The following is a 22,398-nucleotide window of genomic DNA, read 5'->3' on the forward strand; positions in this document are numbered from 1 at the left end:
TGTAGAAGGATGATGCCCGGGCTCTCCGGAGGCGTCAAGACCTCGATCGGCTCCTGGCCGGATCTGGACTCGCGCGGGACGGTCGGGTCAGTGCCCGGCGGTCGACTCGCGGACGTGGAGCGCGTACTGGGCGATGATCTCGCGGTGCTCGGTGTCGTCGCCGTTCATCCGGCCGACCAGGATCTCGACCGCGGTCGCGGCGATCTGCGCACGCCCGGGATCAACCGTTGTCAGGCTCGGCGTGCTGTAGCGCGCCTCGTCGATGTCGTCGAACCCCGCGACGGCCACGTCGTCAGGAACCCTGACCCCGTGCTTGGCCAGCGCGCGCAATGCCCCGAGTGCGAGCGTGTCGTTCAGCGCCAGTACGGCGTCGAACTTCGCCTCCGATGCGAGCAACGCCTCCATCGCCTCGGCCCCGGTCGCGCGGTGCCAGGGCCCGGCCGGCATCGCGAGCTGCTCGATCGGCTCGACGCCGGCATCGGCCAGCGTCGCCGCGAACGCGTCGTACCGGATGGCCGCCGTACCGACGAGCTCGCCAGGATGCGTACCGATCACGGCGATGCGCCGGCGCCCGAGCTCGAGCAGGTGCTCGGTCGCGGCGCGGGTGCCGGCGACGTTGTCGATCATCACGTGGTCGACCGGGCCGTGGAAGATCCGTTCGCCGAGCAGCACCATCGGCGTCGAGGTGTGCAGGTGCTCGACGTCGTCGGGCCCGAGACCGAGCGGGCTGAACAGCAGTCCGTCGACCAGATGCCCGCGCGGACGCGCGAGTGCGGCGAGCTCGCGCTCGCGGATCGCGCCGGTCTGCTCGATCATCACCGTCAGCCCGTGCTCCTCGGCCGCGGTGATCACGGCGTCGGCGAGCTCGGCGAAGTACGGCAGGCTCAGCTCCGGGACGGCGAGCCCGATGATGCCGGTGCGACCGGACTTGAGGTTGCGGGCGGAGATGTTGAGTTGGTAGCCGAGCGCATCGATCGACGCCAGCACCCGCTGCCGCGTCTCCTCACGGATGAAGGGATAACCGCTCATCACGTTCGACACGGTCTTCGGCGACACCCCCGCATGCTGCGCCACATCCCGCATGGTCACTGCCACAGATAGCCCCCTCCGCGTCCGCCGATGCTGGTCAGAACACGGTAGTCCACCCGCGGGAAGCCGACCCGCGGACTAGCGCGCGGAGGTCAGCTCTGCTCGTCCTCGTCGGTGGCGGGCTTGTCCGGGTGGCGCGGGGTGTACGGCTGCGGGCCGGTGGACGGGCTGCCGGGGTGGTCGCGGCCGTCGAGGCGGCCGTCGGTGATCTCGACGCCTTCCTCTTCGAGGATCTCCTCGGTCTCCGCCTCGTCGGCCCGGTTCCCGGGGTGCGGTACTCCTGGTCGGTCGAAGCTCATCGATCGTCCTCCCTCTCAGGCCCGCGCCCGGCCGGCGGCAGAACGCCGTACGGCGGACGGTTCAGTGGAGTCAGCCTAACGCCGGTCCGCAACGCCTGATCGAGGATCGCGTCCTCGGGACGGCCGAGCCGCAGGCCGATCACGCAGGGTGGGAAATTGTCGGCGGCGAGTTGCTCGAGCTTGCTCAGGTCCTTGGTGGTCCAAGGCTCCCCGGCGTTGCGGATCGACTGCGGCAGTGCCATCGAACTCAGCTTCTTCTCTCTGTTGTCTTTCGTTGTCTTTCCACCCGGTGCCCCGCTGACGGCGAGCTAAAAGCATCAACGGAAAGAAATACGCTCAGTAAGACTGCAGTTCCAGCAGAGTGCCGTCGGGTGCGCGCAGATGGGCGGTCCGCAGATTCGGTCCCCACTGCGGGCGACCCTGCGCTGCCGCAACAAGCGCTGCACCGTGCTTCTCGACCACCTGTGCGGCGGCGTCCACGTCGTCGACCTTGAACACCAGCATCGTGCTCGTCGACGGCTGAACTTCGGGATCGAGCCCGAGCGCAGTACTCAGCCCGGCCCGTCCGAACAGCACCAGCGCGGCCTCGCCGCCGAGGTCCCAGTTCGCGTACGCCGCCTCCGGAATCACCTTCACTGGTTGAATTCCGAACAGTTCCACGAGGATCCCGCGGTAGAACTCGACCGCCGCCGGGAAGTCGTCGACCAGCAGTCGGGGGTAGAGCGCGTCCATCCACATCCTCCAAATTAGTGGGGAAGTACCAACGATTGGTTCGACCCTACAATGGACCGTCATGGAGACGCTGCTGGGGATGACCACGTTCGTGCTGCACAAGGTGGGCGTGGCCGGCCGGCGCGAGATCGCGGAGCGTCTGGCCGTGCGACCCGGCATCACGCTGTGGCAGTTCGCGGCGTTGGCCGAACTGGCTGACCAAGGTCCGTCCGCGCAGAGTGCGCTGGCCGGCGGGCTGGGGCTCGACCCGAGCGACATGGTCCGGCTGATGGATGAGCTGCTCGAGGACGAACTGGTCTCCCGTGAGCGCGACCCGGATGACCGGCGCCGGTACCGGATCGCGCTGACCGGGCTCGGGCGGCGGACCTTCACGACCGCGCGCAACGTCGTACAGAAGGTGGAGAACTCGACACTCTCCCCCCTGACGGCGACCGAACGGGCTCAGCTGCTCAAGCTGGCGGCCAAGGTGCATGCAGGTCTGAGGTCTGTTACTAAGTAACTACTGTATGTACTCTCCTGGGAGAAAAGTTTCGTTTTCGGGCTTTCATCTCAGGAGGATCCGATGCAGCAGCCGCCCCGCTCAGCGACGAAACAGACCTTCGTACCCCGCCTGGTGTTGCTGGTGGCAATCGCCCTGGCCGCCGTCGTGCCACTCGCTCTCGCGTCCTCGCCGCCGGTCGAGGCCGCCACCGAAACCACCGCGGCCGGGCCGACCGCCGCGCAGCTGAAGGAACGCGCCGCCGGGTGCGACACGCAACTGTCCAACGGCAAGTACGCGCACGACTCCGGCGGGACCCGCTCGGTCGCCGTCTGCGGCAGCGGCAACGCCGTGCACTGGACGGCGGACTTCGACGTCGACTGCGACGGCCAGCGCACGACCCAGTGCAACGAGAACACCGACCCGTCGTTCCAGCCCAACACCTCGTGGAACCAGTCGGACGGCCGCCCACTGAACTCGGCCGGCCTGCCGTTCATTGTCGTACCGCTGCCCAGCTCGACCTGGGACTTCCGCGGCGCCGGCATCGGCGGCGCCACCGTCGCCGCGGTCGTCTACCAGGACAAGGTCGCGTACGCCGTGGTCGGCGACCAGGGCCCGACCGGCATCGTCGGCGAAGGCTCGTACAAGCTCGCCCAGCAACTCGGCATCAACCCCAACCCCTCCACCGGCGGTGTCTCCGGCGCGGTCGTCACGTACATCCTCTTCCCCGGCGTGACGTCAGTCCCGATCGAGAACCAGACCGACGCCCTCACCAAAGGCCAGTCCGCCGCCACCGACTTCGTCAACAACACCCTGACCTGCACCGCCGGCAGCCTGAACTTCCCGGCGTACGACGTCCAGCAGTCCGGCAGCACCGGCCCGCAGGTCAACGCCGCCCAGTGCCTCCTGGGCCTGGACCCCACCGGCACCTTCGACCAGGCCACCGTCGACGCCACCAAGGCCTTCCAAACCCGAGTAGCCCTCCCCGCCGACGGCATCATCGCCCGAGCCACCTGGACGGCTCTCCTCTCGGCAGGCGACAAACCCACCCTCCGCAACGGCGCCACCGGCACCGCGGTCACCCGCCTCCAACGCTCCCTCACCGCAGCCCTCGGCCGCACCGTCGCAACAGACGGCCAGTTCGGCACCCTCACCGAAACAGCAGCCCGCGACTACCAACGCACCCGCGCGCTGGTAGTCGACGGGGTAGTAGGCCCAGCCACTTGGACGGCTCTGCAAGCCGGCAAGTAGAGGACCTCAGCCTGCTGAGCGGTCCGTGAGCGCACGGCGGCGCTTGGTCGGGTCGGTGAGAGCTACCGGCTGCCAGGCGCCGTCGGCTGGGTAGAGGTCGGTGCCGGGCGGGACGATTTCGTCGATGCGATCCAGCGTCTTGTCGTCGAGGGTCAGGTCGGCGGCCTTCAGCGTGCCCTCGAGGTGAGCCATCGTGCGGGGGCCGGTGATGACCGACGTGACCGCGGGGTGGGTGACGGCGAAGGCCAGGGCGAGCTCGGGGAGGGTGCGGCCCAGGCCTTCGGCGACCTCGATCAGCTGCTCCAACGCATCGAACTTGGCGGCGTTGGAGGGGATCGTGGGGTCGAAGCGGAAGGGCGTCAGTGCGGCTCGGCCGACGGAGAGGTCGACGGGCTGGTCCTTGCGGATCTTGCCCGAGAGGAAGCCTGAGGCGAGCGGGCTCCAGGTGAGGACACCCATGTTGAGGCGTTGGGTCGTGGGGAGCAGCGAGCGCTCGATGCCGCGCGCGAGCAGCGAGTACGGCGGCTGCTCGGTGCGGAACTTGCCGAGCCCCCGGCCTTCGGCCACGTGGTACGCCTCGACGATGTCCTCGGCGGGGAACGTCGAGCAGCCGAAGGCGCGGATCTTGCCGGCGCGCACCAGGTCGGTGAGCACCGACAGGGTCTCCTCGACGTCCGTCCGGTGGTCCGGCCGGTGCACCTGGTACAGGTCGATCCAGTCCGTGCCGAGCCGGCGCAGGCTCTGCTCGACCTCGTGGGTGATCCATCGCCGCGAGTTGCCGCCGCGGTTCGGACCCTCGCCCATCGGGAAGTGGACCTTCGTGGCCAGTACGACGTCGTCGCGGCGGCCCTTGAGCGCCTTCCCGACGATCTCCTCGGACTCGCCGGACGAGTACATGTCGGCGGTGTCGACGAAGTTGATGCCCTGGTCCAGGGCGGCGTGGATGATCCGGGCGCTGTCCTCGTGGTCGGGATTGCCGACCTTGCCGAACATCATCGTGCCCAGGCAGTGCACGCTGACCTCGATGCCGGTCGCGCCAAGAGTGCGGTATCGCATACGACGAACTCCTCAACTGTGGTGTGCCCAGAACCTAGGATCTAGACCGCGCTCTAGGTCAACCCATGCCTCGGGCCACCCCGTCCGGAACGAGCCTGGGAGTACGCATGACCGATGTCGCCGACTTCGCTCACCTCTGGGAGCCGCAGCCGGGCTGGCTGAACACAGCGTCGTACGGGCTGCCGCCGCGACCCGCCTGGGACGCGCTGCAGTCGGCCCTCGCGGACTGGCACGTCGGGGCAACGAGTTGGGAACCCTGGGACGGGTCGACGACGCGGGCGCGAGAGTCGTTCGCCCGGTTGATCGGTGCGTCCGCGGCGGACGTTTTCGTGGGCAGCACGGTCTCGGCGGCGGTCTCGCCGATCGCGAGCGCGCTGGCGGACGGAACGAAAGTGCTGACCGACTCGGTCGAGTTCACCTCGAACGTGTTCCCGTGGCAGGTGCATGCCGATCGTGGGGTCGAGGTGGTCGGAGCGCCGACCTCGGAACTCGTCGCGGCGATCCGGCCGGGTGTCGACGTGGTCGCGGTCAGTGTCGTGCAGTCGGCGACCGGTGAGGTGCTCGATCTTCCGGCGGTGATTGCCGCTAGCAAGGAGATCGGTGCATTGGTGGTGCTGGATGCGAGCCAGGCGGTGGGGTGGTTGCCGCTCGACGTCACCGGGGTGGACGCGCTGGTTGCCCACAGCTACAAGTGGATGATGGCGCCGCGGGGTGCGACGTTCGGCTACCTCTCGCCTGAGCTCCAGGAGCGGTGCCGGCCGTTGCATGCGAATTGGTACGCCGCTGATGACGTTCATGGTTCGTACTACGGGACGAAGATGGCGCTGGCGCCTGATGCTCGGCAGTTCGATCAGTCACCGGCTTGGTTCAGCTTCGTCGGGGCCGCGCCGGCGTTGGAGTTGCTGGAGGAGATCGGGGTCGAGAAGATCCACGCGCACAATCTCGGGCTGGCCAATGAGTTTCGGGCTGGGCTTGGGCTGCCGCCGGGTGATTCGGCGATCGTGAGTGCGGATGTGCCGGGGGCTGCTGAGGCGTTCAAGGCCGCGGGCGTGCGGGCCGCCGTACGGGATGGTCGGCTGCGGGCGTCGTTCCACGTGTACTCGACGCGGGACGACGTGCGGTTGGCTCTCGACGCGCTCGCCTGAGCTGACAGGGGGCCTTGGCGGTGGGACTACTTGGAGACGGCGGGCCGGCTACTGGTTTGCGGCGAGGGGGGAGTCCTCGGTGGCGACCGGGACGGTCCACAGGCAGTCGGCGGTGCCCTGGGTGAGGTGCTGCTGGTAGATCTCGACCTTGTGGGTGATGACCTCGTGGCACGCGGTGAGCGCAGCGAGTTGGTCCTCGACGTGCTGCTGGTGGCTCTGGAGGAGGGCCAGGCGCTCGGACTCGTTGCCGGGGCCCTGGCGGACCAGGTCGGTGTAGCGGCGGATGGTGTCCAGCGGCATGCCCGACGCGCGGAAGCGGATGCACATCTCCAGCCAGTCGACGTCGTCCTCGCTGTAGATCCGGCGGCCGTTCGACTCCCGCCGTACGGGCTCGGCGAGGATGCCTTCGCGCTCGTAGAAGCGCAGCGCGTGCACGCTCAACCCGGTCCGCTCCGCCACCTGCCCGATGCTCAGCCCCTCGTTCATCCAGCCAGGGTAACCGCGCCCGGGGAGCGTGGGCAGGTGGATTGTCGGCGACGAGCACCGCGCGGTGCCCGGTCCGTCGCAAGCCACTGTGTGCACCGCTCAGCCGTCGGATCGTGGAATCGGTGGCTGGGCGGTGCTCGAGGTCGCGCGCGATGGGAGGGGGCGTCCAGTACGCCGAGGGGGGTGGCCCTGGGGGCACGGGTTCAAGGGAGGTCCGGGGTCAGAAGGTCCAGGGAGTGGCGCCTGGGTCGAGAGACAGCAGGCGGGCGGTGATGGCGGTGGTCGGGCCGGGCTCGATGACGGCCAGGGCGTCGGCGGCGGCGGCGCCGCGGAGCATGGCGGAGCCGGCGTGGCCGACCGGTACGGCGCCTTCGGGGGTGACGCGGACGGGGACCAGGCGGGTGCTGGTCGGGTGGCCGGCGAGGCCGCCGGGGATGGGGGCTACGGGCAACGTTGGCAGAGGCAGGCCGCGCATCCGGTGCAGCGCGGCGACGCCGAGGGTGAGGAACGCGGTCAGCGCGGCGAACGGGTTGCCGGGGAGACCGATCACCAACCGTCCGTCGTCGAAGCGGGCCAAGGCTTGGGGATGTCCTGGTCGGCAGGCGACGCCGTCGATCACCAGCTCGGCGCCAAGCGCGGTCAAGCCCGCGCGGAGGTGATCCGCGGGTCCGGAGGCCGAGGAGCCGGACACCAGGATCACGTCGGCGTCGCACTTGGCCAACGCGTCGACCAGCGCGGACCGCGAGTCCGGAAGCTGCGTGACCGTCGTACAGGTCGCACCCGCACGCTCGATCAATCCGGGCAGCATCGGCCCGATCGCATCCCGCACCCGACCAGGTCCGGAGGCGCCGCGCTGCACGAGCTCGTCCCCGGTGACGAAGGCCGCAACCCGAGGCTTAGGGATCACCGTCAACCGATCAAGCCCCACCGCGGCAGCCAACCCAAGCACCGAAGGATCTATGCGGACACCCGCGGGAAGCAGTACTTCGCCCGCCACACACTCCTCACCAGCACGGCGAATGTGCTGCCCAGGAACAACATTTCCCTGAACTTCAGATTCAGTACGAATGGCAAGTTCGTCCTGCAGCACACCAGTCGTTCCGTCTGGGACAGTCGCGCCGGTGACGATGGCGTAGGCCTCACCTGGGGCCAGCTCCGGCAGGTCCGACGAGCCGGCCAGGATCGTGCCAACTACTTGCCAGGGGCCAGAGCCACTGACCGCGTAGCCGTCCATGGCCGAGCGATCCACTGGCGGTACGGCGGCAGGCGCGACGAGAGGCGTCGCGAGCGTCGTACCGTCGGCTGCCGACAACGGCAGCGACCGAGGGGGCAGTGCAGCCGCAGCCGCGTGGGCCAGCTCGCGGGCGACGTCCCAGGGGAGGGACGCCGCCGCGTGCCGGTGGCCGGGTCTTGGCACTACTGGCCCTTCAGCTGCTGGGCAGCCAGTGCCGCGACCGGGTCCAGGTCGTCACCGCCGGCTTCCAGGTGCGAGACCAGCGCGGCCTTCATCCGCGGGTCCCACACCGCCTTGATGTGGTTCGCGATCGTGGTCGCCGCGACGTCGGCCGGCTTGTGCGCGAACTGCCGCGCGATCTCGTTGGCCAGCCGGACGTGCGGCGGCAACGTGGTCGCGCTCATCAGTGGCCCACCGCAACGGTCTCGCGAGCGGCCGTGGACGGTTCGACGACCAGGTCGACCTGGACCGCGGTCACCTTGTACTCCGGGCAGTTCGTTGCCCAGTCGGAGTTGTCGGTGGTGATCACGTTCGCGCCCGTCACCGGGTGGTGGAACGTGGTGTAGCAGACCCCGACCGGGATCCGCTCCGACAGCTTCGCGTGCAGCGTGGTCTTCCCGACCCGGCTGGCCAGCGACACCGTGTCGCCGTCGGAGATGCCCCGGACTTCCGCGTCGTGCGGGTGCAGCTCCAGGATGTCCTCCGGGTGCCACGCGACGTTCGCCGTACGACGGGTCTGCGCGCCGACGTTGTACTGCGACAGGATCCGGCCGGTGGTCAGGATCAGCGGGTACTTGCGCGTGGACCGCTCGGTGGTGGGCACGTACATAGTCTCCATGAACCGGCCCTTGCCCCGCGTGAACTCGTCGGCGTGCATGACCGGCGTACCGTCCGGGTGCTCGAGGTTGCACGGCCACTGGATCGACCCGGCCTCGTCGAGCCGGTCGAACGAGACGCCCATGAAGGTCGGCGTGGTGAGCGCGATCTCGTCCATGATCTGGCTGGACGAGTCGTAGTGCATCGGGTAGCCCATCGCCTGCGACAGCTCGCAGATGATCTCCCACTCCTGCTTGCCGGTCTGCGGCGCCATCACCGGGCGGACCCGGTTGATCCGGCGCTCGGCGTTGGTGAACGTGCCGTCCTTCTCCAGGAACGACGTGCCCGGCAGCAGCACGTGCGCGAACTTCGCCGTCTCGTTGATGAACAGGTCCTGTACGACGAGCAGGTCGAGCGCGCCGAGTGCCGCGAACACGTGCGCCGTGTTCGGGTCCGACTGCGCGATGTCCTCGCCCTGCACGAACAGCGCCTTGAACGACCCGTCGATCGCGGAGTCGAACATGTTCGGGATCCGCAGGCCCGGCTCGTTCAGCAGCGGCGTACCCCAGAGCTGCTCGTAGACGTCGCGGGCGCCGTCGTCGGAGACGTGCCGGTAGCCCGGCAGCTCGTGCGGGAACGAGCCCATGTCGCAGGAGCCCTGCACGTTGTTCTGGCCGCGCAGCGGGTTTACGCCGACGCCCGACCGCCCGATGTTGCCGGTCGCCATCGCCAGGTTCGCCATCGCCATCACGGTGGTCGAGCCCTGGCTGTGCTCGGTGACACCGAGGCCGTAGTAGATCGCGCCGTTGCCGCCGGTCGCGTACAACCGAGCCGCGGCGCGAACCTCAGCAGCCGGTACGCCGGTGATCTCCTCGACCGCCTCCGGGCTGTGCTCCGGCCCGGCGATGAACGTCTCCCACTCCTCGAAGCCCTCGCACCGGGCGTCGACGAACGCGCGGTCCACCAGGCCCTCGGTGACGACGACGTGCCCGATCGCGTTGACGATCGCGACGTTGGTGCCCGGCGCGAGCGCGAGGTGATGCGCGGCCTCGATGTGCGGCGAGCGGACCAGGTCGGTCTTGCGCGGGTCGACCACGATCAGCTGCGCGCCCTGACGCAGCCGCTTCTTCATCCGGGAGCCGAACACCGGGTGGGCGTCGGTCGGGTTCGCGCCGATCACCAGGATCACGTCCGCGTCGTCGACGGACTTGAAGTCCTGGGTGCCGGCCGACTCACCGAAGGTCTGCTTCAGTCCGTACCCGGTGGGCGAGTGGCAGACCCGCGCGCAGGTGTCGACGTTGTTGTTGCCGAAGACCGCGCGGACCATCTTCTGGACGACGTACACCTCTTCGTTCGTGGTCCGCGACGACGTGATGCCGCCGATCGAGCCCTGCCCGTACTCGGCCTGGATCTCCCGCAGGCGGCGCGCGGTGAAACCGATCGCCTCCTCCCAGGAGACCTTGCGCCACTCGTCCTCGATCGAGTCGCGGACCATCGGCTCCATCACGCGGTCGGGGTGGTTGGCGTAGCCGAAGGCGAACCGGCCCTTCACGCACGAGTGGCCCTCGTTCGCGCCGCCGTCCTTGTACGGGACCATCCGGACCAGTTCGTCGCCGCGCAGCTCGGCCTTGAACGAGCAGCCCACCCCGCAGTACGCGCAAGTGGTGATCACCGAGCGGGTCGGCATGCCGAGCTCGATCACCGACTTCTCCTGCAGCGTGGCGGTCGGGCAGGCCTGCACGCAGGCGCCGCAGGAGACGCAGTCGGACTCCATGAACGAGACGCCGGCGCCGGCAGCGACCTTGGAGTCGAAGCCGCGGCCCTCGATGGTCAGCGCGATCGTGCCCTGCACCTCGTCACAGGCGCGTACGCAGCGCGAGCAGGCGATGCACTTGGACGCCTCGAAGTCGAAGTACGGGTTGGAGGTGTCGGTCGGCAGGTCCATGTGGTTCGCGCCGGCGTCCACGCCCGACCCGTACCGGACCTCGCGCAGGCCGGTGACGCCGGCCATGTCCTGCAGCTCGCAGTCACCGTTGGCCGAGCAGGTCAGGCAGTCCAGCGGGTGGTCGGAGATGTAGAGCTCCATCACCCCGCGGCGTAGCTTGCCGAGCTTCTCGTTCTGGGTCCGGACGACCATGCCCGGCCCGACCGGCGTCGTGCAGGAGGCCGGCGTACCGCGGGCGCCGTCGATCTCGACGACGCAGAGCCGGCAGGAGCCGAAGGCCTCCAGGTTGTCGGTCGCGCACAGCTTCGGGATGTCGACGCCGGCCTGCTTGGCGGCGCGCATCACCGACGTACCGGGTGGGACGGTGACGGCGATCCCGTCCACAGTCAGCTCGACCGTGGCCTCGCCCTTGCGGGCCGGCGTACCGAAGTCAGGTTCCTTGAGCAGGGTCATGCGTCGAAGTCCTCTCCGAAGTGGCGGACAGCACTGCGTACCGGCAGGGGAGTGAGTCCGCCCATCGCACAAAGCGATCCGTCGGTCATCAAGTCGCACAGGTCGTCCAGCAGGACGAGGTTCTTGCGCCGGTCCTGACCGGCCACGATCCGGTCGATGGTCTCCACGCCGCGGGTCGCGCCGACCCGGCAGGGCGTGCACTTGCCGCACGACTCCTCCGCGCAGAACTCGAACGCGAACCGGGCCATCGCGGCCATGTCCACCGACTCGTCGAACACGACGATGCCGCCGTGGCCGACCATCGCACCGGCGGCGGCGAACGCCTCGTAGTCCATCGGCAGGTCGAACTGGCCGACCGGGAGGTAGGCCCCCAGTGGCCCACCGACCTGGACGGCACGGACCGGCCGGCCGGAGGCGCTGCCGCCGCCGAGGTCGTTGACCAGCTCGCCGAGGGTGATCCCGAACGCCGTCTCGACGACGCCGCCGCGGGCCACGTTCCCCCCGAGCTGGAACACGCTGGTCCCGAGCGAACGACCGACCCCGTACGCCGCGTATGTCGCCGCACCGTTCGCCAGGATCGTCGGGATGGTTGCCAGCGACAACACGTTGTTCACCACGGTCGGCTTGCCGAAAAGCCCTTCCAGGGCAGGGATCGGGGGCTTCGCCCGGACCATTCCGCGCTTGCCCTCGAGGCTCTCCAGCATCGACGTCTCTTCGCCGCAGATGTACGCGCCGGCGCCGACCCGGACCTGCAGGTCGAAGGTCAAACCCGAGCCGAGGATGTCCTCGCCGAGCCAGCCGTTGTCGCGGCACGTCACGATCGCGGCGTTCAGCGCCTCGACGGCGTCGGGGTACTCCGAGCGCAGGTAGACGTAGCCCTCGGTCGCGCCGACGGCGTACGCGGCGATCGTCATGCCCTCGATCAGCACGAACGGGTCGCCCTCGATCAGCATCCGGTCCGCGAACGTACCGGAGTCGCCCTCGTCGGCGTTGCAGCAGACGAACTTGAGATCGGACTCCGCGCCGAGCACCGTGCGCCACTTGATCCCGGTCGGGAACCCGGCACCACCGCGGCCGCGCAGCCCGGAGTCGGCAACCTCCTCGACCACCTCGGCCGGCGTCATCGTCAGCGCCTTCTTCAGACCGGCGAAGCCTTCGTTGGCGGTGTAGTCGTCGACCGAGCGTGGGTCGACGACGCCCACGCGCGCGAACGTCAGCCGCTGCTGCCGCTTCATCCACGGCAGTTCCTCGACCAGTCCGAGGTACGCGCCCTCGCTCTGGGCTCCGCCCGTCAGCATTCCGGCGGCCACCAGACCGTCGATGTCCTCGGGCGCGACCGGGCCGTAGCCGACGCGTCCTTCGGGGGTTTCCACCTCGATCATCGGTTCCAGCCAGAGCATGCCGCGCGAACCGTTGCGGACGATCTCGACCGCGGCGCCCGCCGTACGGGCTGCCGCGGTGATCCGCTCGGCGACCTCGTCGGCACCGACCGACTTCGCCGCCATGTCACGCGGAACGAAAACCTTCGTCATCGTGCCTCCCCCAGGATCGCGTCGAGGCGGGCCGGAGTGACCCGGCCGTGGACCTTGTCGTCGACCTGTACGGCGGGGCCGAGCGCACAGTTGCCGAGGCAGAACACCTCGTCGACGGTCAGGCGGCCGTCGTACGTCGTCTCGCCGAAGCCGAGGCCGGTGGTGCGCTTGGCGTGGTCGGCGAGCTCGACACCACCGACGGACCGGCAGGCCTCGGCCTGGCAGATCCGCACGGTGGTCCGGCCGCCCGGCTCGCGCCGGAAGTCGCGGTAGAAGGTGACGACGCCGTGCACCTCGGCGACCGACAGGTTGAGCACGTCGGCGATCACCGGGACGTCGGTCTGGCTGACCCAGCCGAACTCCTCCTGCACAGCATGGAGAATCGGCATCAGCGCACCGCGCAGTCTGCGGCGCTCGGTCGCGATCTCGCGCACGCGGATCGGACGCCCGGGGTCGGGGGCGGGGAGAGAATCCGTGACTGGCATCGTCATACACCAACGGTCCCGGGCCCGGAGCGTGCGGTCAAAGCAAAGTTGCCTATCACGAGATAGGCGGCTGCTATCAATATGCAGTATGCAGAGGGCTGTATTTAGAGCATAGATCGGTGCGCTTATTTTCTTCAACAGGTCCGTAGATCGCGTGTGCCTGCTGCTCGCTGAAGGCCCAGTAGCGGTCGCCGAAGGACCAGTGCCACCACTCGGTCGGGTAGTTCACCAGACCCGCCGCAGTCAGTACGTCGGCCAGCAGTGCGCGATTGGTCCGGGCCTCCCGGCTGATGTTGGCCGCGTCGAAGAAGCACGCACCGTTCGACTGCTCGGGCGTCGCGTCGATCGGCGTACCCAGGTCGAACGGGCCGTGCTCGCCGACGAGCGTCAGATCGACCGCCGCACCGGCGACGTGCGGCGCGACCTCGACCGGGGAGACGAACCGGCTGGCCAGGACGTGCGCCTCGGCGTCGGAGATGCCGGGGTTGAGCTCGACCAGTTCGGCGCGGTAGCCGTCGTAGATCTCCTGCTGGGTCTTCAGCTCCCGCAGCCCTTCGACGACGTACAGACGGACGCCGGTCGGCAGGAAGCTGTCCGCGATCACGAGCCGGTCCGCGAGCCCCTCCCGGACGAGGACGCGGTCGCGCGCGAGCACGCCCCGGCCGTACAGGTCGACCAGTGGTTCACCGCTCTCGATCGCGGGAATCCGGGTGATCCGGTCGTCACTCAGCAGCACGGGCATGCGCGGTCTCCAGCAGGTTCTGTACGACGTCGGCGTAGGTCATCCCCGCGGCAGCCCACATCCGCGGGAACTGCGACGCGGGGGTGAAGCCGGGGAAGGTGTTGATCTCGTTGACCACCGGGCCGCCGTCGGCCGGGACGAAGAAGTCGACGCGGGCCAGGCCTTCGCAGCCGAGCGTCTCGAACACCTCGATCGCCGTACGGCGCAAGGTCGCGGCCAGCTCGGCGTCCAGCGGAGCCGGTACGACGAACTGCTCGCCGGCACCCTTCGAGTACTTGGCCGTGGTGTTGAAGAACGGCTGGTTCGGGTCGCTGTGGATCTCCAGCGCCGGTCCGGCGTCGACCCGGCCGTCGGGGAACTGCATCACGGCGAGGTCGATCTCGCGGCCGCGCATCTCCTGCTCGACCAGGACCTGGGCACCGTCGACCGAGGCCGCGATGGCGATCGCCTCGGTCAGCGCTGACGCGTCGGTGACGCGGGTGACGCCGTAGCTGGAGCCGCCGTTGTTCGGCTTCACGAAGACGGGGAAGTCGATGCCGGCCGCCTTCAGCTGCTGGTGCGCGACCTCGGGGTCGTTCAGGTCCGCGCCGCTGAGCGTGATGCCGGGTGCGACCGGGAGGCCGCGGGCCTGGAGGATCGTTTTGGTGAGGTGCTTGTCGAGGCCGACGGCGCTCGCGGCGACGCCGCTGCCGACGTACGGGACCTTCAGTTGCTGGAGGAATCCCTGGATGACGCCGTCCTCGCCGCCTTCGCCGTGCAGAGCCGGTACGGCGACGTCGGCGTCCTGGAGCAGCTCGATCGCCTCGTGCTGACCGTCACGCCAACTGCCGTCGGGCTCGATCACGAGTTCGATGACCGTGTGGCCGAGCTCGGCGGCGGCCTGGGCGATGCCTCCGCCGCTGGCCAGCGACACCTCGTGCTCGGGGCTCGCGCCGCCCATGATCACTGCGACCTTCACCGGGTTGCCTCCTCGTAACGACGCGGCACCCGGGACCCGAGGCCGGTGTAGATCTCGTGCGGAATGGTTCCGGCCCACTGCGCCCACTCGGCAGCGGTCGGTTCGCCCTGGTCGCCGGGGCCGAAGACGACGACGGGCTCGCCGGGTTCGATGGGGATGTCCCCGGCGTCGACGACGAACTGGTCCATCGCGATCCGCCCACGGATCGGCATCCGCACGCCGCGAATCAGCACGCTCGCCGACGCTCCCGCGCGCGCAGCGCTCGCGGCCCCGGGGCGGCCCCGCTCTTCCGCCCCGCCTCCAGTTCCTGCAGGTCGGGGGATGCCGTCCGCATACCCCAGCGGGATGAGAGCGACTGTGGTGTCTTTGGGCGTGACGTAGTCGTGGTTGTACGAGACGCCTTCTCCTGCTCGAATCCGACGGACCTGCGCGACCTTCGTGACCAACCGCATGGCCGGCCGCAGACCGCTGTCCAGCTCGTCGATCCCGTACAGACCGGCGCCGATCCGGACCAGGTTGCAGTCCGGCGCGTCGAGCGTGAGCGCACCCGCGGAGTTCGCCAGGTGGATGACGGACGGCTCGAGTCCCGCGCGCCGGGCCAGGGCGACCCCGGCGCGCAGGAGCTCGAGCTGGCGACGGCTGTGCGTCGCGTCGAGCTCGTCCCCGTGCGACAGGTGCGACCAGATACCGCGCACCTTGACCGCGCCGAGCGCCTCGTAGTGCGCGGCCGCGCGGGTCAGCTCGATCCACTGGTCCGGCGTACTGCCTCCTCGGTGCAGGCCGGTGTCCAGCTTGAGGTGGACGTGGTGCACGCTCGGCGCGGACACCACCCGCTGCAGCTCGGCGACGGTCGCCACGCTCACGTCGACGTCGGACAGCCACATCAGCTCGGTCGCGTCGTACAGCCAGGCCAGGATCGGTACGGTCAGGCCGGCCGCGCGCAGCTCCAGCGCCTCGTCGGCCCGCGCGACCCCGAGCCAGGTCGCGCCGGCGTCGACGGCGGCCTTGGCGATCTGCACCGCACCGTGGCCGAAGCCGTTCGCCTTCACGACGGCCATGATCTGCGTGCCGTTGTGCAACTGTCGCCGGTAGTGATCGACATTCGCCTTCACCGCGCCGAGGTCGATCGTCGCCTCCGCCAGGCCGAAACAGGCGCGGGCCGGGCTCTGGACCAGGTTCATGCCCATCATTGTTGTTTCTGGCAACGAGGTGCACATCGGATCGAAGTCGGAGTTGGCGACAATGCGCCTACGACCCTGGTAGCACACCGACCCAAGCCGAGCCATCCCTAAGGACGAGCGGGCTGCCCGATCGGGCGGTGTCATCAGTCATTCGTCGTTGATCCGGCCGATAGGGTTCGTCAGGTGGAGGCCACCGATCATCTGCGCGATTCGCTCAGCGCCGCCGTCGCGCTGGCGAACGTCTTCGGGGGTGAGTTCGCCCAGGGGCGGGTGCGTTCCGCTGGTGACGCGGCCGGAGTTGAGGCTTCGCTTCGGCTGACGACGCGGCGGATTCCCGAGATCGATCTGCCGACGTTCGCTCGCGGAGGCAGTGAGCTGTACGGCGTACTGCGGTTGCTGGTCGACGGTGAGGTGGATGCGGCGGCCGACGGGGTCAATGCGTTGCTCGAATCGACGCGGGCGATGCCTCGGCTGGTGCGGGACGGTGACGAGCCGTGGCATCTGCACTTCGTGAGCCCTGGGGTTTCGGCGGCCACTGGATGGCTGGCCGAGTTCGCGACGGCTGTTGCGATGGTGGTCGGGAGTAATTCGTCGCGGTTGCGGGAGTGCGGGGCGGATCGGTGCGACAACCTGTTCCTCGACACGACGCGGAGTCGGACGCAGCGGTTCTGCTCGACGGCGTGCCAGAACCGGACGAAGGTCGCCGCCCACCGGGCTAGGCGGCCCTAGCGGCCTTGGCGGTCAACATGGTTGCCTGGGGCACCCATCCGAGCTTGCGGTAGAGGGCGGCGCCTTCGACTGTCGCCATCAGGAGGCCGGTGGTCGCGCCGCGTTCGAGGGCTCGGCGGGCGAGGGCGCCCATGACGACGCTGCCTAGGCCTTGGCGGCGGTATGTCGGGTTGGTGTGGATGTCGTGCATGACCGCGTCGTTGCGGACGAGGGCCATCATGCCGCGGGCTGCTTCGTCTTCGGCGGCTGCTATGCGTACTCGCTCCAGCAGTTCTTCTGTTGTTGTTCGTACGGCGTACTGCGTGCTGCTCACCGGATGCTCGCGGAGGTCGATCGTCATCAGCAGGTTGCGCTCGTCGAAGAGCTCCAGACCAGCGGCCTGAAGCTCGGTTGCTGCTTCGTCGGCCTCGTGGGTGGTGACGGTCAGCCAGATCGGGCGGGCCGCGTGCAGGACCTCGTCGATCAGCGGGGCGGGCGTCGTACCGGGGAGGGCGAAGAGTTCGCGGTCGCGGTTCGGCAGACCGAGGGTGACGTCGAGGACGGTACGGCGGTCGACGGCCGGCGGGAGGCCGCGGCACAACCCCCAGCCGTACTGCCAGCGGCGGAGCAGATCATCCATGGGTAACTGTCTATCATGGTGTAGCCAGTTACGGCCAGGGTTTCAGCTGCCGAGCACGAAGGTCTGGATCGCGATCACCGCGGCGCCGCGGGCCCACTCGCTGAAGCTGGCGTCGAGCAGGACGATCGGCGGATCGGCCGCCTCGGGATGACGGTCGAGGTGCAGACCTTCGAGCAGCGCGTCGTGGGCGACGTCGACCAGGCGGACGCCCTCGCCGCCGAGTACGACGCGGTCGGGGAGGGTGAAGTTGGCGGCGGCCGCGACCAGGCGGCCGAGGGCTTGACCGGCGCGATCGATCACTCGGCGAGCGGCGGGGTCGCCCTTGGCCGCGAGGTCCAGGCATTCGTCGTACGTGAGCTCGCGGCCGAGCGCCTCGCTGACCTGGCTGACGATGGCGTCGGTGGTGAGCAGGGTGCTCGCGCAGCCGATGTGGCCGCGTTCGCAACGGAGGCCGTCGGCGAGCAGTGGGTGGTGACCGATCAGGCCGAGGCTGGAGTCCGGGCTGTCGACGATCTTGTCGTGCACGACCAGGCCGTACCCGATGCCGGCGCCGATGGTGATCAGGCAGAACCGCTCCGCACCACGCCCCGCGCCGAACCAGTGCGTCGCCTCGGTCAGTGCGGTCAGGTCGTTGGCGACAACCACCGGTACGTCGGTGTGCGCGCTCATCAGCTGACCGAGCGGTACGTCGTACCAGTCGAGGAAGGAGCCGGACCGCACCTCGCTCTTGCCGACCACCTGCCCACCGAGCGAGATCCCGAGCCCACTCAACTCGCCGTCCCTGTGCGCCGCCAAGGTCTTGGTCAGCGCGGCCACCGTCGCCGCGACCGCCGTAGGACTGTGATCAGGCAACGGCAACTCGGCCGAAGCGATCACCTCGGCCCTGAGAGTAGTCAGTACGCCGACCGCCTGATCCCCGGTCAGCTTGATCCCGACAAAATGATGAGCCGCCGGCACGATGTCCAGCGGCTGCGAAGGCCGCCCCACGCGCGGATCGGTCGGCCCACCCGCAACCTCGACCAGCAGCCCCGACTCCAGCATCGGCTTCGTGATCCGAGTCAAACTCCCCGGCGACAGCCCAACCCGCCGGGACAGCTCCGCCCGCGACAACGGCCCGTCCAGCAAAATCTCCAACGCGACCCGGTGCGCCGGCCCCGCCAACGGCTGCCACCCACCCGCCACCAGACTCCCCGTCCGCCGATTTCCACTTGCGACGCAGAATACGCAATCCCCCGCGAGGTGCGTTGTCGGTCGCGGCATGATGGCGGGGTGGAGCTGATCGAGCGGATCGAACGGGCCGAGACGGAGTTGGTCTGGAGTTTCGGTGACATCCCCGGACCCGGCCCGTCGCTGCTGGGGCTGACGCGCCGCCGCTTCGGCTCGGTCGTGGTTCTGGCGGCACCACAGGACACCTTGTCGTTCTGGTCCCAGGCGTCCGGGTTCGGACTGGACGGGCCGGTGACCTCGGCGGTGATCGGCGAGGTCATCGATCAGCTGAAGGCGGCCGGTTGTACGACGGCCGTCCTGAGCATCGCCCCGGGTGCGCTTCCGCCGGACTGGGACGCCATCGCCACGTCGTACGGAATCACCGCCGGCCAGACCACGGTCCAGGTCGCGCGCGTGGCCGGGCCCGTCGAGCAGGCGCCGTCCGACTTCCGCATCGAGCCGATCGGGCCGCAGCACGCCGATGACTGGGCGCAGCTGCAAGTGGACGCGTACGAGATGCGCGACGACGGTTTCCGCGCGATGCTCGCGGCGTACCCGGACTGGCCCGGCGCCACGGCGTACGCCGCCTGGGACGGCGACACGATGGTTGCCACCGGCTCCCTGCACGTCGTGGACGGCGTCGGCCGGCTGCGCAGCGGCGCGACCCACCCGGCGTACCGGGGACGAGGCGCGCAGTCGGCGCTGCTCACCCGCCGAACCGCTGACGCCTTCGCGCAAGGCTGCGACCTGGTCACCACGGGCTCGTACAAGCCCGAGCCCGGCAGGCACAACCCGTCGCTGGCCAACATGCTGCGACTGGGGTTCGAGGCTCTGACCGATCGCGCACCGCAGATCTGGCACTGCTAGTCGAGGGCGTGCAACACCAGCATCATGGCGCGTTCGCCGCCCGTGGGGTGGATGTACGCCGCGTGAGCGGCGGCAACGATCGCAGCCAGGTCGCCGCCATCGAGGTCAGGACGGACGGTCCCCGCGTCGCGGGCGCGGGACAGGAGCAGGCTCATCGCGCGGTCGAGGTCGGCGACCGGCCCAGAGGTTGCGGCTTCGACGTTGCCTGCATCGACCTGCAGCCGCGCGGCCAGTTTGTGGGCCGCCGCTCCTTCGGTGACCAGCCGCACCAGGAAGTCCCGCAGTGCCGACCCTGCGTCGTCGGACGAGGCGTAGGAGTTCGCCGCGACCACGAGGTCCTCGACCGCCGCGGCGAGCACCGCGTCGACGAGCTCGGCTTTGGTCCTGAAATGCCGGTGAACCGTGCCCGCGCCGACCCCGGCCCGCCGCGCGATCTCGTCCAGGGACGCGGTGAGCCCCTCCGCCACGAACGCCTCGCGCGCCGCGGCCACCACCTTGGCGCGATTGGCGACAGCGTCAGCGCGTTGGGGCCGCCTTGAAGCGGGGCGCTCGCCCCGTTTAGTGTTGGTCATCGTCCACATCCTTCCTCACCGATCACAGGAGCGCCGATGCCACTGACGACCGCAGACCGGCTGGCCATTCACGAACTGGTTTCACTGCACGGGCATCTCGCGGACGACCGGCGGTCCAACGACCTCGAGCTGCTGCTGACGCCGGATGCGTCCTATGACGTGACTGCCTACGGCCTCGGGATTGTCCGGGGGCTGGACGCGCTCACCGAACTGTTCAGCTCGGCGCCCGGCGACCAGCCTGTCGGGCACCATGTCACCAATGTGGTGGTCACGGCCGATCCTGACCTCGACAGCCGTGCCCAGGTGCGTTCGAAGGGGCTCTCGGTGATGGCGGACGGACGGGCGGGCAGCGTGGTGTACGAAGACGAGGTGGTGCGGACGACGAACGGGTGGCGAGTCAGCGCTCGCGTGGTCGTGCCCTCGCGACGTGCCTGACCTGTGTGGGCGCCTGCCCGGCGTACTGGTCAGTGGGGGAGTTTGCGGGTGTCGATCAGGTGCTGGGCTACGTCGCGGAGTTTGGTGTTGGTGTCTTGGGAGTAGCGCTTGAGGATGGCGAAGGCTCGGTCGCCGTCGACGTCGAAGCGTTCCATCAGGATGCCCATCGCCTGGCCGACCAGTTTTCGGGCGTCGACGGCCTGGGCCATCGTCTCCTCGTGGCGGGCGGTGGCGACGGCGATGGAGGCGTGGCGGGCGAGGATCTGTGCGATCGCCTCGTCGTCGGTGCCGAAGGCGTCCGGCTGGGGGCTGTAGAGACCCAGTACGCCGACCGACGCCGTACTGCCGGTGCCGGTGGTGAGAGGGACGTCGAGCACTGAGCGGACGCCGAGCTGGGCGACCTTGGCGGCCCACTTCGGCCAGCGGGGGTCGGTGGAGGTGTCGCGGATCAGGACGTTGGTACGTTCGCGCAGGGCCGTGACCAGCGGGCCGGCCTCGTCGTCGATCTGCAGGTCGTACACCTCGGCGACCACCGGATCGGTCACCGCCGCGACCTCCGGCCGGGATCCGCGCCGATGCAGCACGACACCGGCGTACGTACAGTTCAGCGCCTGCAGCGCGAACTGGACCACCGCGTCGATCGTCTCCTCGACCCCCGGCGCGTCGTGCAGCTCGATCGCCAACTGGGCGAACGCGTCGGCCGACGTCGGCACGACGGGGTCGAACTCAGCCATCCGGGCTCCAGACATGCGTCATCGTCAGGGCACCCCGTGGCTGGAGTGTTCCTCAGGGGACATCATGCAGGCAGAAGCAGCGGAACCGTTAGCCGGTTCCACGTCAAATATCCGCCTGGATTTCCGCCCGGCAGTCGAGCGCGAATCGGGCTGCCGTGGAGTCCCGGCGCGGGGCGCGCAGAGCGCTGGCGACAAGCCCGCCGCCCTCGGCGCCAGCCGCGCGCTGCGGCGCTAGCCGGGTACTCCGGCGCCAGCCGCGCACTCCGGCGCCAGCCGGGTACTCCGGGCGCCAGCCCGCAAGGCCTGCGCGAGCAGGCAACGTCCGCCGGCGCTAAGCCGGAGGGTGGGCGGGAGTCGTGCGTAGCTGACGCCTGGAGGAGCGGAGCGACGGAAGGCGGCTGCGGAGCGCGCGTGGGAAGAACTACAGGCCGAGCTCGGTGAGCCCGGGGTGGTCGTCGGGCCGTGGCCCTGGCGCGTCCCAGTGGAACAACCGGTCGGACTCATCGATCAGCTGGTCGTTGATGCTGGCCTTGCGGACTCGCATCAGGCCGTGGTTGTCGAACTCCCAGTTCTCGTTGCCGTGCGAGCGGTACCACTGGCCGGCGGCGTCGCGGCACTCGTACACGAACCGCACGGCGATCCGGTTCTCGGTGTAAGCCCACAGTTCCTTGATCAGCCGGTAGTCCAGCTCGCGCTCCCACTTCTGGGACAGGAACGCGACGACCTCGGCGCGGCCGGTGACGAAGGTGTCGCGGTTCCGCCAGGAGGTGTCCTCGGTGTAGGCCAGCGAGACGGCCTCCGGGTTGCGGCCGTTCCAGCCGTTCTCGGCGGCGCGCACCTTCTGGATCGCGGTGGCCTCCGTGAACGGCGGCAGCGGCGGACGATCGTTCATCGCGAAACTCTCCTCGGATCGAAGGACAACCCCCGGAGTACTGTATACAAATTGATTCGGATTTCAATCACCGGGTAGGTGCAATTCTCACCGGGATCGATCCAGCACGGCAGCCAGTCTCGCGAACCGGTTGAGCGATCCCTCAGCCCGCCCGGTGCTCCACCCGGCACTGCGGCCCAGCAGGCCCGGTCTCACACACCAGTACGGCGTCGCCCGACTCCTCCGGGTGCCGCCAAGGCATCACAGCCTCGCCAGCCAGCAGCGCGTCCAGCGTCTGCAGCTCAGGATCCCGAGTCTCCGAGTGATGCTCGTACCCCGCCGCGCCCAACGCGAGCGCCACCGCCATCCCGAGCAGGTTCACCTCGGTCGGCCGGTCCGGAGCCACCGATCCCTCGGCCGGCTCGAGCCGGACTCCGCTGCCGTCCACGTCCACGATCCGCGCTTCGTAGGTCATAGCGCCGA

Annotated in this window: 26 protein-coding genes; 6 read left to right on the forward strand and 20 right to left on the reverse strand. The window is 69.3% G+C overall.

What is annotated here, in order from left to right; all coding sequences use genetic code 11:
• Nucleotides 1–87: 87 nt before the first annotated feature.
• The 4 genes from ACYVIO_RS10455 to ACYVIO_RS10470 all read right to left on the reverse strand — a co-directional run bounded on the left by ACYVIO_RS10455 (nucleotide 88) and on the right by ACYVIO_RS10470 (nucleotide 2,120).
• Nucleotides 88–1,083: a LacI family DNA-binding transcriptional regulator gene (locus ACYVIO_RS10455; protein WP_460652079.1), complete on the reverse strand. Its 996-nt coding sequence runs from the start codon at nucleotides 1,081–1,083 to the stop codon at nucleotides 88–90.
• 98 nt (nucleotides 1,084–1,181) lie between these two features.
• Entirely contained in the window at nucleotides 1,182–1,388 is a 207-nt protein-coding gene (locus ACYVIO_RS10460; protein WP_460650472.1) for a hypothetical protein, read from the reverse strand.
• The gene (locus ACYVIO_RS10465) at nucleotides 1,385–1,630 is read right to left on the reverse strand and encodes a hypothetical protein (protein WP_460650473.1); all 246 of its coding nucleotides are present in this window, start codon (nucleotides 1,628–1,630) and stop codon (nucleotides 1,385–1,387) included. The genes ACYVIO_RS10460 and ACYVIO_RS10465 overlap by 4 nt, the downstream gene beginning before the upstream one ends.
• A gap of 94 nt (nucleotides 1,631–1,724) precedes the next feature.
• Nucleotides 1,725–2,120: a VOC family protein gene (locus ACYVIO_RS10470; RefSeq protein ID WP_460650474.1), complete on the reverse strand. Its 396-nt coding sequence runs from the start codon at nucleotides 2,118–2,120 to the stop codon at nucleotides 1,725–1,727.
• A gap of 61 nt (nucleotides 2,121–2,181) precedes the next feature.
• On the opposite strand from ACYVIO_RS10470, the gene ACYVIO_RS10475 reads away from it, so the two are divergent.
• Both ACYVIO_RS10475 and ACYVIO_RS10480 read left to right on the forward strand, forming a co-directional pair.
• Complete coding sequence (locus ACYVIO_RS10475; RefSeq protein ID WP_460650475.1) at nucleotides 2,182–2,619, forward strand: MarR family winged helix-turn-helix transcriptional regulator; 438 nt, start codon at nucleotides 2,182–2,184, stop codon at nucleotides 2,617–2,619.
• A gap of 63 nt (nucleotides 2,620–2,682) precedes the next feature.
• Nucleotides 2,683–3,849, forward strand: coding sequence for a glycoside hydrolase family 75 protein (locus ACYVIO_RS10480; RefSeq protein ID WP_460650476.1), 1,167 nt, complete (start codon nucleotides 2,683–2,685; stop codon nucleotides 3,847–3,849).
• Nucleotides 3,850–3,855: 6 nt separating this feature from the next.
• On the opposite strand, the gene ACYVIO_RS10485 is transcribed toward ACYVIO_RS10480, so the two are convergent.
• A complete protein-coding gene (locus ACYVIO_RS10485) occupies nucleotides 3,856–4,905 on the reverse strand; it encodes an aldo/keto reductase (protein ID WP_460650477.1) in 1,050 nt (349 codons plus the stop codon).
• A gap of 107 nt (nucleotides 4,906–5,012) precedes the next feature.
• On the opposite strand from ACYVIO_RS10485, the gene ACYVIO_RS10490 reads away from it, so the two are divergent.
• Nucleotides 5,013–6,050 carry an aminotransferase class V-fold PLP-dependent enzyme gene (locus ACYVIO_RS10490; RefSeq protein ID WP_460650478.1) on the forward strand — a complete coding sequence of 346 codons (1,038 nt, stop codon included), beginning with the start codon at nucleotides 5,013–5,015 and terminating at the stop codon, nucleotides 6,048–6,050.
• Between the two features lie 48 nt (nucleotides 6,051–6,098).
• Here the strand turns inward: ACYVIO_RS10490 and ACYVIO_RS10495 are convergent, their stop codons facing one another.
• From ACYVIO_RS10495 to alr, 9 genes are all read right to left on the reverse strand, one after another.
• Entirely contained in the window at nucleotides 6,099–6,536 is a 438-nt protein-coding gene (locus tag ACYVIO_RS10495; protein ID WP_460650479.1) for a MerR family transcriptional regulator, read from the reverse strand.
• 220 nt (nucleotides 6,537–6,756) lie between these two features.
• Complete coding sequence (locus tag ACYVIO_RS10500) at nucleotides 6,757–7,953, reverse strand: molybdopterin molybdotransferase MoeA (RefSeq protein WP_460650480.1); 1,197 nt, start codon at nucleotides 7,951–7,953, stop codon at nucleotides 6,757–6,759.
• Nucleotides 7,953–8,174: a formate dehydrogenase subunit delta gene (locus ACYVIO_RS10505; protein ID WP_460650481.1), complete on the reverse strand. Its 222-nt coding sequence runs from the start codon at nucleotides 8,172–8,174 to the stop codon at nucleotides 7,953–7,955. Before ACYVIO_RS10505 ends, ACYVIO_RS10500 begins: the two co-directional genes overlap by 1 nt.
• Nucleotides 8,174–10,984 carry a formate dehydrogenase subunit alpha gene (gene fdhF, locus ACYVIO_RS10510; protein WP_460650482.1) on the reverse strand — a complete coding sequence of 937 codons (2,811 nt, stop codon included), beginning with the start codon at nucleotides 10,982–10,984 and terminating at the stop codon, nucleotides 8,174–8,176. Before fdhF ends, ACYVIO_RS10505 begins: the two co-directional genes overlap by 1 nt.
• On the reverse strand, nucleotides 10,981–12,516 hold the full coding sequence (locus tag ACYVIO_RS10515) for a formate dehydrogenase beta subunit (protein ID WP_460650483.1): 1,536 nt from the start codon (nucleotides 12,514–12,516) through the stop codon (nucleotides 10,981–10,983). The genes fdhF and ACYVIO_RS10515 overlap by 4 nt, the downstream gene beginning before the upstream one ends.
• Nucleotides 12,513–13,007 (reverse strand): NADH-quinone oxidoreductase subunit NuoE family protein, encoded by a 495-nt coding sequence (locus ACYVIO_RS10520; RefSeq protein ID WP_460650484.1) that lies wholly within the window; start codon nucleotides 13,005–13,007, stop codon nucleotides 12,513–12,515. The genes ACYVIO_RS10515 and ACYVIO_RS10520 overlap by 4 nt, the downstream gene beginning before the upstream one ends.
• Nucleotides 13,008–13,077: 70 nt before the next feature.
• The gene (locus ACYVIO_RS10525; protein ID WP_460650485.1) at nucleotides 13,078–13,743 is read right to left on the reverse strand and encodes a M15 family metallopeptidase; all 666 of its coding nucleotides are present in this window, start codon (nucleotides 13,741–13,743) and stop codon (nucleotides 13,078–13,080) included.
• Nucleotides 13,724–14,701, reverse strand: a complete 978-nt coding sequence (locus ACYVIO_RS10530) for a D-alanine--D-alanine ligase family protein (protein WP_460650486.1) — start codon at nucleotides 14,699–14,701, stop codon at nucleotides 13,724–13,726. The genes ACYVIO_RS10525 and ACYVIO_RS10530 overlap by 20 nt, the downstream gene beginning before the upstream one ends.
• Nucleotides 14,698–15,882, reverse strand: coding sequence for an alanine racemase (gene alr / locus ACYVIO_RS10535; protein ID WP_460650487.1), 1,185 nt, complete (start codon nucleotides 15,880–15,882; stop codon nucleotides 14,698–14,700). The genes ACYVIO_RS10530 and alr overlap by 4 nt, the downstream gene beginning before the upstream one ends.
• 183 nt (nucleotides 15,883–16,065) lie before the next feature.
• On the opposite strand from alr, the gene ACYVIO_RS10540 reads away from it, so the two are divergent.
• Nucleotides 16,066–16,611, forward strand: a complete 546-nt coding sequence (locus ACYVIO_RS10540; protein ID WP_460650488.1) for a CGNR zinc finger domain-containing protein — start codon at nucleotides 16,066–16,068, stop codon at nucleotides 16,609–16,611.
• Here ACYVIO_RS10540 and ACYVIO_RS10545 read toward each other — a convergent pair.
• Both ACYVIO_RS10545 and ACYVIO_RS10550 read right to left on the reverse strand, forming a co-directional pair.
• The gene (locus tag ACYVIO_RS10545) at nucleotides 16,598–17,230 is read right to left on the reverse strand and encodes a GNAT family N-acetyltransferase (protein WP_460650489.1); all 633 of its coding nucleotides are present in this window, start codon (nucleotides 17,228–17,230) and stop codon (nucleotides 16,598–16,600) included. The genes ACYVIO_RS10540 and ACYVIO_RS10545 overlap by 14 nt on opposite strands.
• Nucleotides 17,231–17,272: 42 nt before the next feature.
• A complete protein-coding gene (locus tag ACYVIO_RS10550; protein WP_460650490.1) occupies nucleotides 17,273–18,412 on the reverse strand; it encodes an ROK family transcriptional regulator in 1,140 nt (379 codons plus the stop codon).
• Nucleotides 18,413–18,499: 87 nt separating this feature from the next.
• Between ACYVIO_RS10550 and ACYVIO_RS10555 the strand changes: the two genes are divergently transcribed.
• Nucleotides 18,500–19,303: a GNAT family N-acetyltransferase gene (locus tag ACYVIO_RS10555; RefSeq protein WP_460650491.1), complete on the forward strand. Its 804-nt coding sequence runs from the start codon at nucleotides 18,500–18,502 to the stop codon at nucleotides 19,301–19,303.
• Here ACYVIO_RS10555 and ACYVIO_RS10560 read toward each other — a convergent pair.
• Nucleotides 19,300–19,875 (reverse strand): TetR/AcrR family transcriptional regulator, encoded by a 576-nt coding sequence (locus ACYVIO_RS10560; protein WP_460650492.1) that lies wholly within the window; start codon nucleotides 19,873–19,875, stop codon nucleotides 19,300–19,302. The genes ACYVIO_RS10555 and ACYVIO_RS10560 overlap by 4 nt on opposite strands.
• Nucleotides 19,876–19,911: 36 nt before the next feature.
• Here ACYVIO_RS10560 and ACYVIO_RS10565 point away from each other — a divergent pair, with 36 nt between their 5' ends.
• Nucleotides 19,912–20,310: a nuclear transport factor 2 family protein gene (locus tag ACYVIO_RS10565; RefSeq protein ID WP_460650493.1), complete on the forward strand. Its 399-nt coding sequence runs from the start codon at nucleotides 19,912–19,914 to the stop codon at nucleotides 20,308–20,310.
• Between the two features lie 29 nt (nucleotides 20,311–20,339).
• Here ACYVIO_RS10565 and ACYVIO_RS10570 read toward each other — a convergent pair whose 3' ends face one another.
• The 3 genes from ACYVIO_RS10570 to ACYVIO_RS10580 all read right to left on the reverse strand — a co-directional run bounded on the left by ACYVIO_RS10570 (nucleotide 20,340) and on the right by ACYVIO_RS10580 (nucleotide 22,390).
• Nucleotides 20,340–21,044, reverse strand: coding sequence for a GAF and ANTAR domain-containing protein (locus tag ACYVIO_RS10570; protein WP_460650494.1), 705 nt, complete (start codon nucleotides 21,042–21,044; stop codon nucleotides 20,340–20,342).
• A gap of 421 nt (nucleotides 21,045–21,465) precedes the next feature.
• Entirely contained in the window at nucleotides 21,466–21,936 is a 471-nt protein-coding gene (locus tag ACYVIO_RS10575) for a nuclear transport factor 2 family protein (RefSeq protein WP_460650495.1), read from the reverse strand.
• Nucleotides 21,937–22,078: 142 nt separating this feature from the next.
• A complete protein-coding gene (locus ACYVIO_RS10580; protein ID WP_460650496.1) occupies nucleotides 22,079–22,390 on the reverse strand; it encodes a hypothetical protein in 312 nt (103 codons plus the stop codon).
• Nucleotides 22,391–22,398 lie beyond the last annotated feature (8 nt).

The organism is Kribbella endophytica, assembly GCF_054781295.1.

Coding starts and splice junctions, on each gene's coding strand:
- ACYVIO_RS10515 (WP_460650483.1), bottom strand. CDS start 12,516: ATGACGAAGGTTTTCGTTCCGCGTGACATGGCGGCGAAGTCGGTCGGT.
- ACYVIO_RS10520 (WP_460650484.1), bottom strand. CDS start 13,007: ATGACGATGCCAGTCACGGATTCTCTCCCCGCCCCCGACCCCGGGCGT.
- ACYVIO_RS10505 (WP_460650481.1), bottom strand. CDS start 8,174: ATGAGCGCGACCACGTTGCCGCCGCACGTCCGGCTGGCCAACGAGATC.
- ACYVIO_RS10545 (WP_460650489.1), bottom strand. CDS start 17,230: ATGGATGATCTGCTCCGCCGCTGGCAGTACGGCTGGGGGTTGTGCCGC.
- ACYVIO_RS10480 (WP_460650476.1), top strand. CDS start 2,683: ATGCAGCAGCCGCCCCGCTCAGCGACGAAACAGACCTTCGTACCCCGC.
- ACYVIO_RS10580 (WP_460650496.1), bottom strand. CDS start 22,390: ATGACCTACGAAGCGCGGATCGTGGACGTGGACGGCAGCGGAGTCCGG.
- ACYVIO_RS10560 (WP_460650492.1), bottom strand. CDS start 19,875: ATGACCAACACTAAACGGGGCGAGCGCCCCGCTTCAAGGCGGCCCCAA.
- ACYVIO_RS10485 (WP_460650477.1), bottom strand. CDS start 4,905: ATGCGATACCGCACTCTTGGCGCGACCGGCATCGAGGTCAGCGTGCAC.
- ACYVIO_RS10475 (WP_460650475.1), top strand. CDS start 2,182: ATGGAGACGCTGCTGGGGATGACCACGTTCGTGCTGCACAAGGTGGGC.
- ACYVIO_RS10455 (WP_460652079.1), bottom strand. CDS start 1,083: ATGCGGGATGTGGCGCAGCATGCGGGGGTGTCGCCGAAGACCGTGTCG.
- ACYVIO_RS10565 (WP_460650493.1), top strand. CDS start 19,912: ATGCCACTGACGACCGCAGACCGGCTGGCCATTCACGAACTGGTTTCA.
- ACYVIO_RS10570 (WP_460650494.1), bottom strand. CDS start 21,044: ATGGCTGAGTTCGACCCCGTCGTGCCGACGTCGGCCGACGCGTTCGCC.
- ACYVIO_RS10525 (WP_460650485.1), bottom strand. CDS start 13,743: ATGCCCGTGCTGCTGAGTGACGACCGGATCACCCGGATTCCCGCGATC.
- ACYVIO_RS10575 (WP_460650495.1), bottom strand. CDS start 21,936: ATGAACGATCGTCCGCCGCTGCCGCCGTTCACGGAGGCCACCGCGATC.
- ACYVIO_RS10495 (WP_460650479.1), bottom strand. CDS start 6,536: ATGAACGAGGGGCTGAGCATCGGGCAGGTGGCGGAGCGGACCGGGTTG.
- ACYVIO_RS10460 (WP_460650472.1), bottom strand. CDS start 1,388: ATGAGCTTCGACCGACCAGGAGTACCGCACCCCGGGAACCGGGCCGAC.
- fdhF (WP_460650482.1), bottom strand. CDS start 10,984: ATGACCCTGCTCAAGGAACCTGACTTCGGTACGCCGGCCCGCAAGGGC.
- ACYVIO_RS10465 (WP_460650473.1), bottom strand. CDS start 1,630: ATGGCACTGCCGCAGTCGATCCGCAACGCCGGGGAGCCTTGGACCACC.
- alr (WP_460650487.1), bottom strand. CDS start 15,882: ATGAACCTGGTCCAGAGCCCGGCCCGCGCCTGTTTCGGCCTGGCGGAG.
- ACYVIO_RS10490 (WP_460650478.1), top strand. CDS start 5,013: ATGACCGATGTCGCCGACTTCGCTCACCTCTGGGAGCCGCAGCCGGGC.
- ACYVIO_RS10470 (WP_460650474.1), bottom strand. CDS start 2,120: ATGGACGCGCTCTACCCCCGACTGCTGGTCGACGACTTCCCGGCGGCG.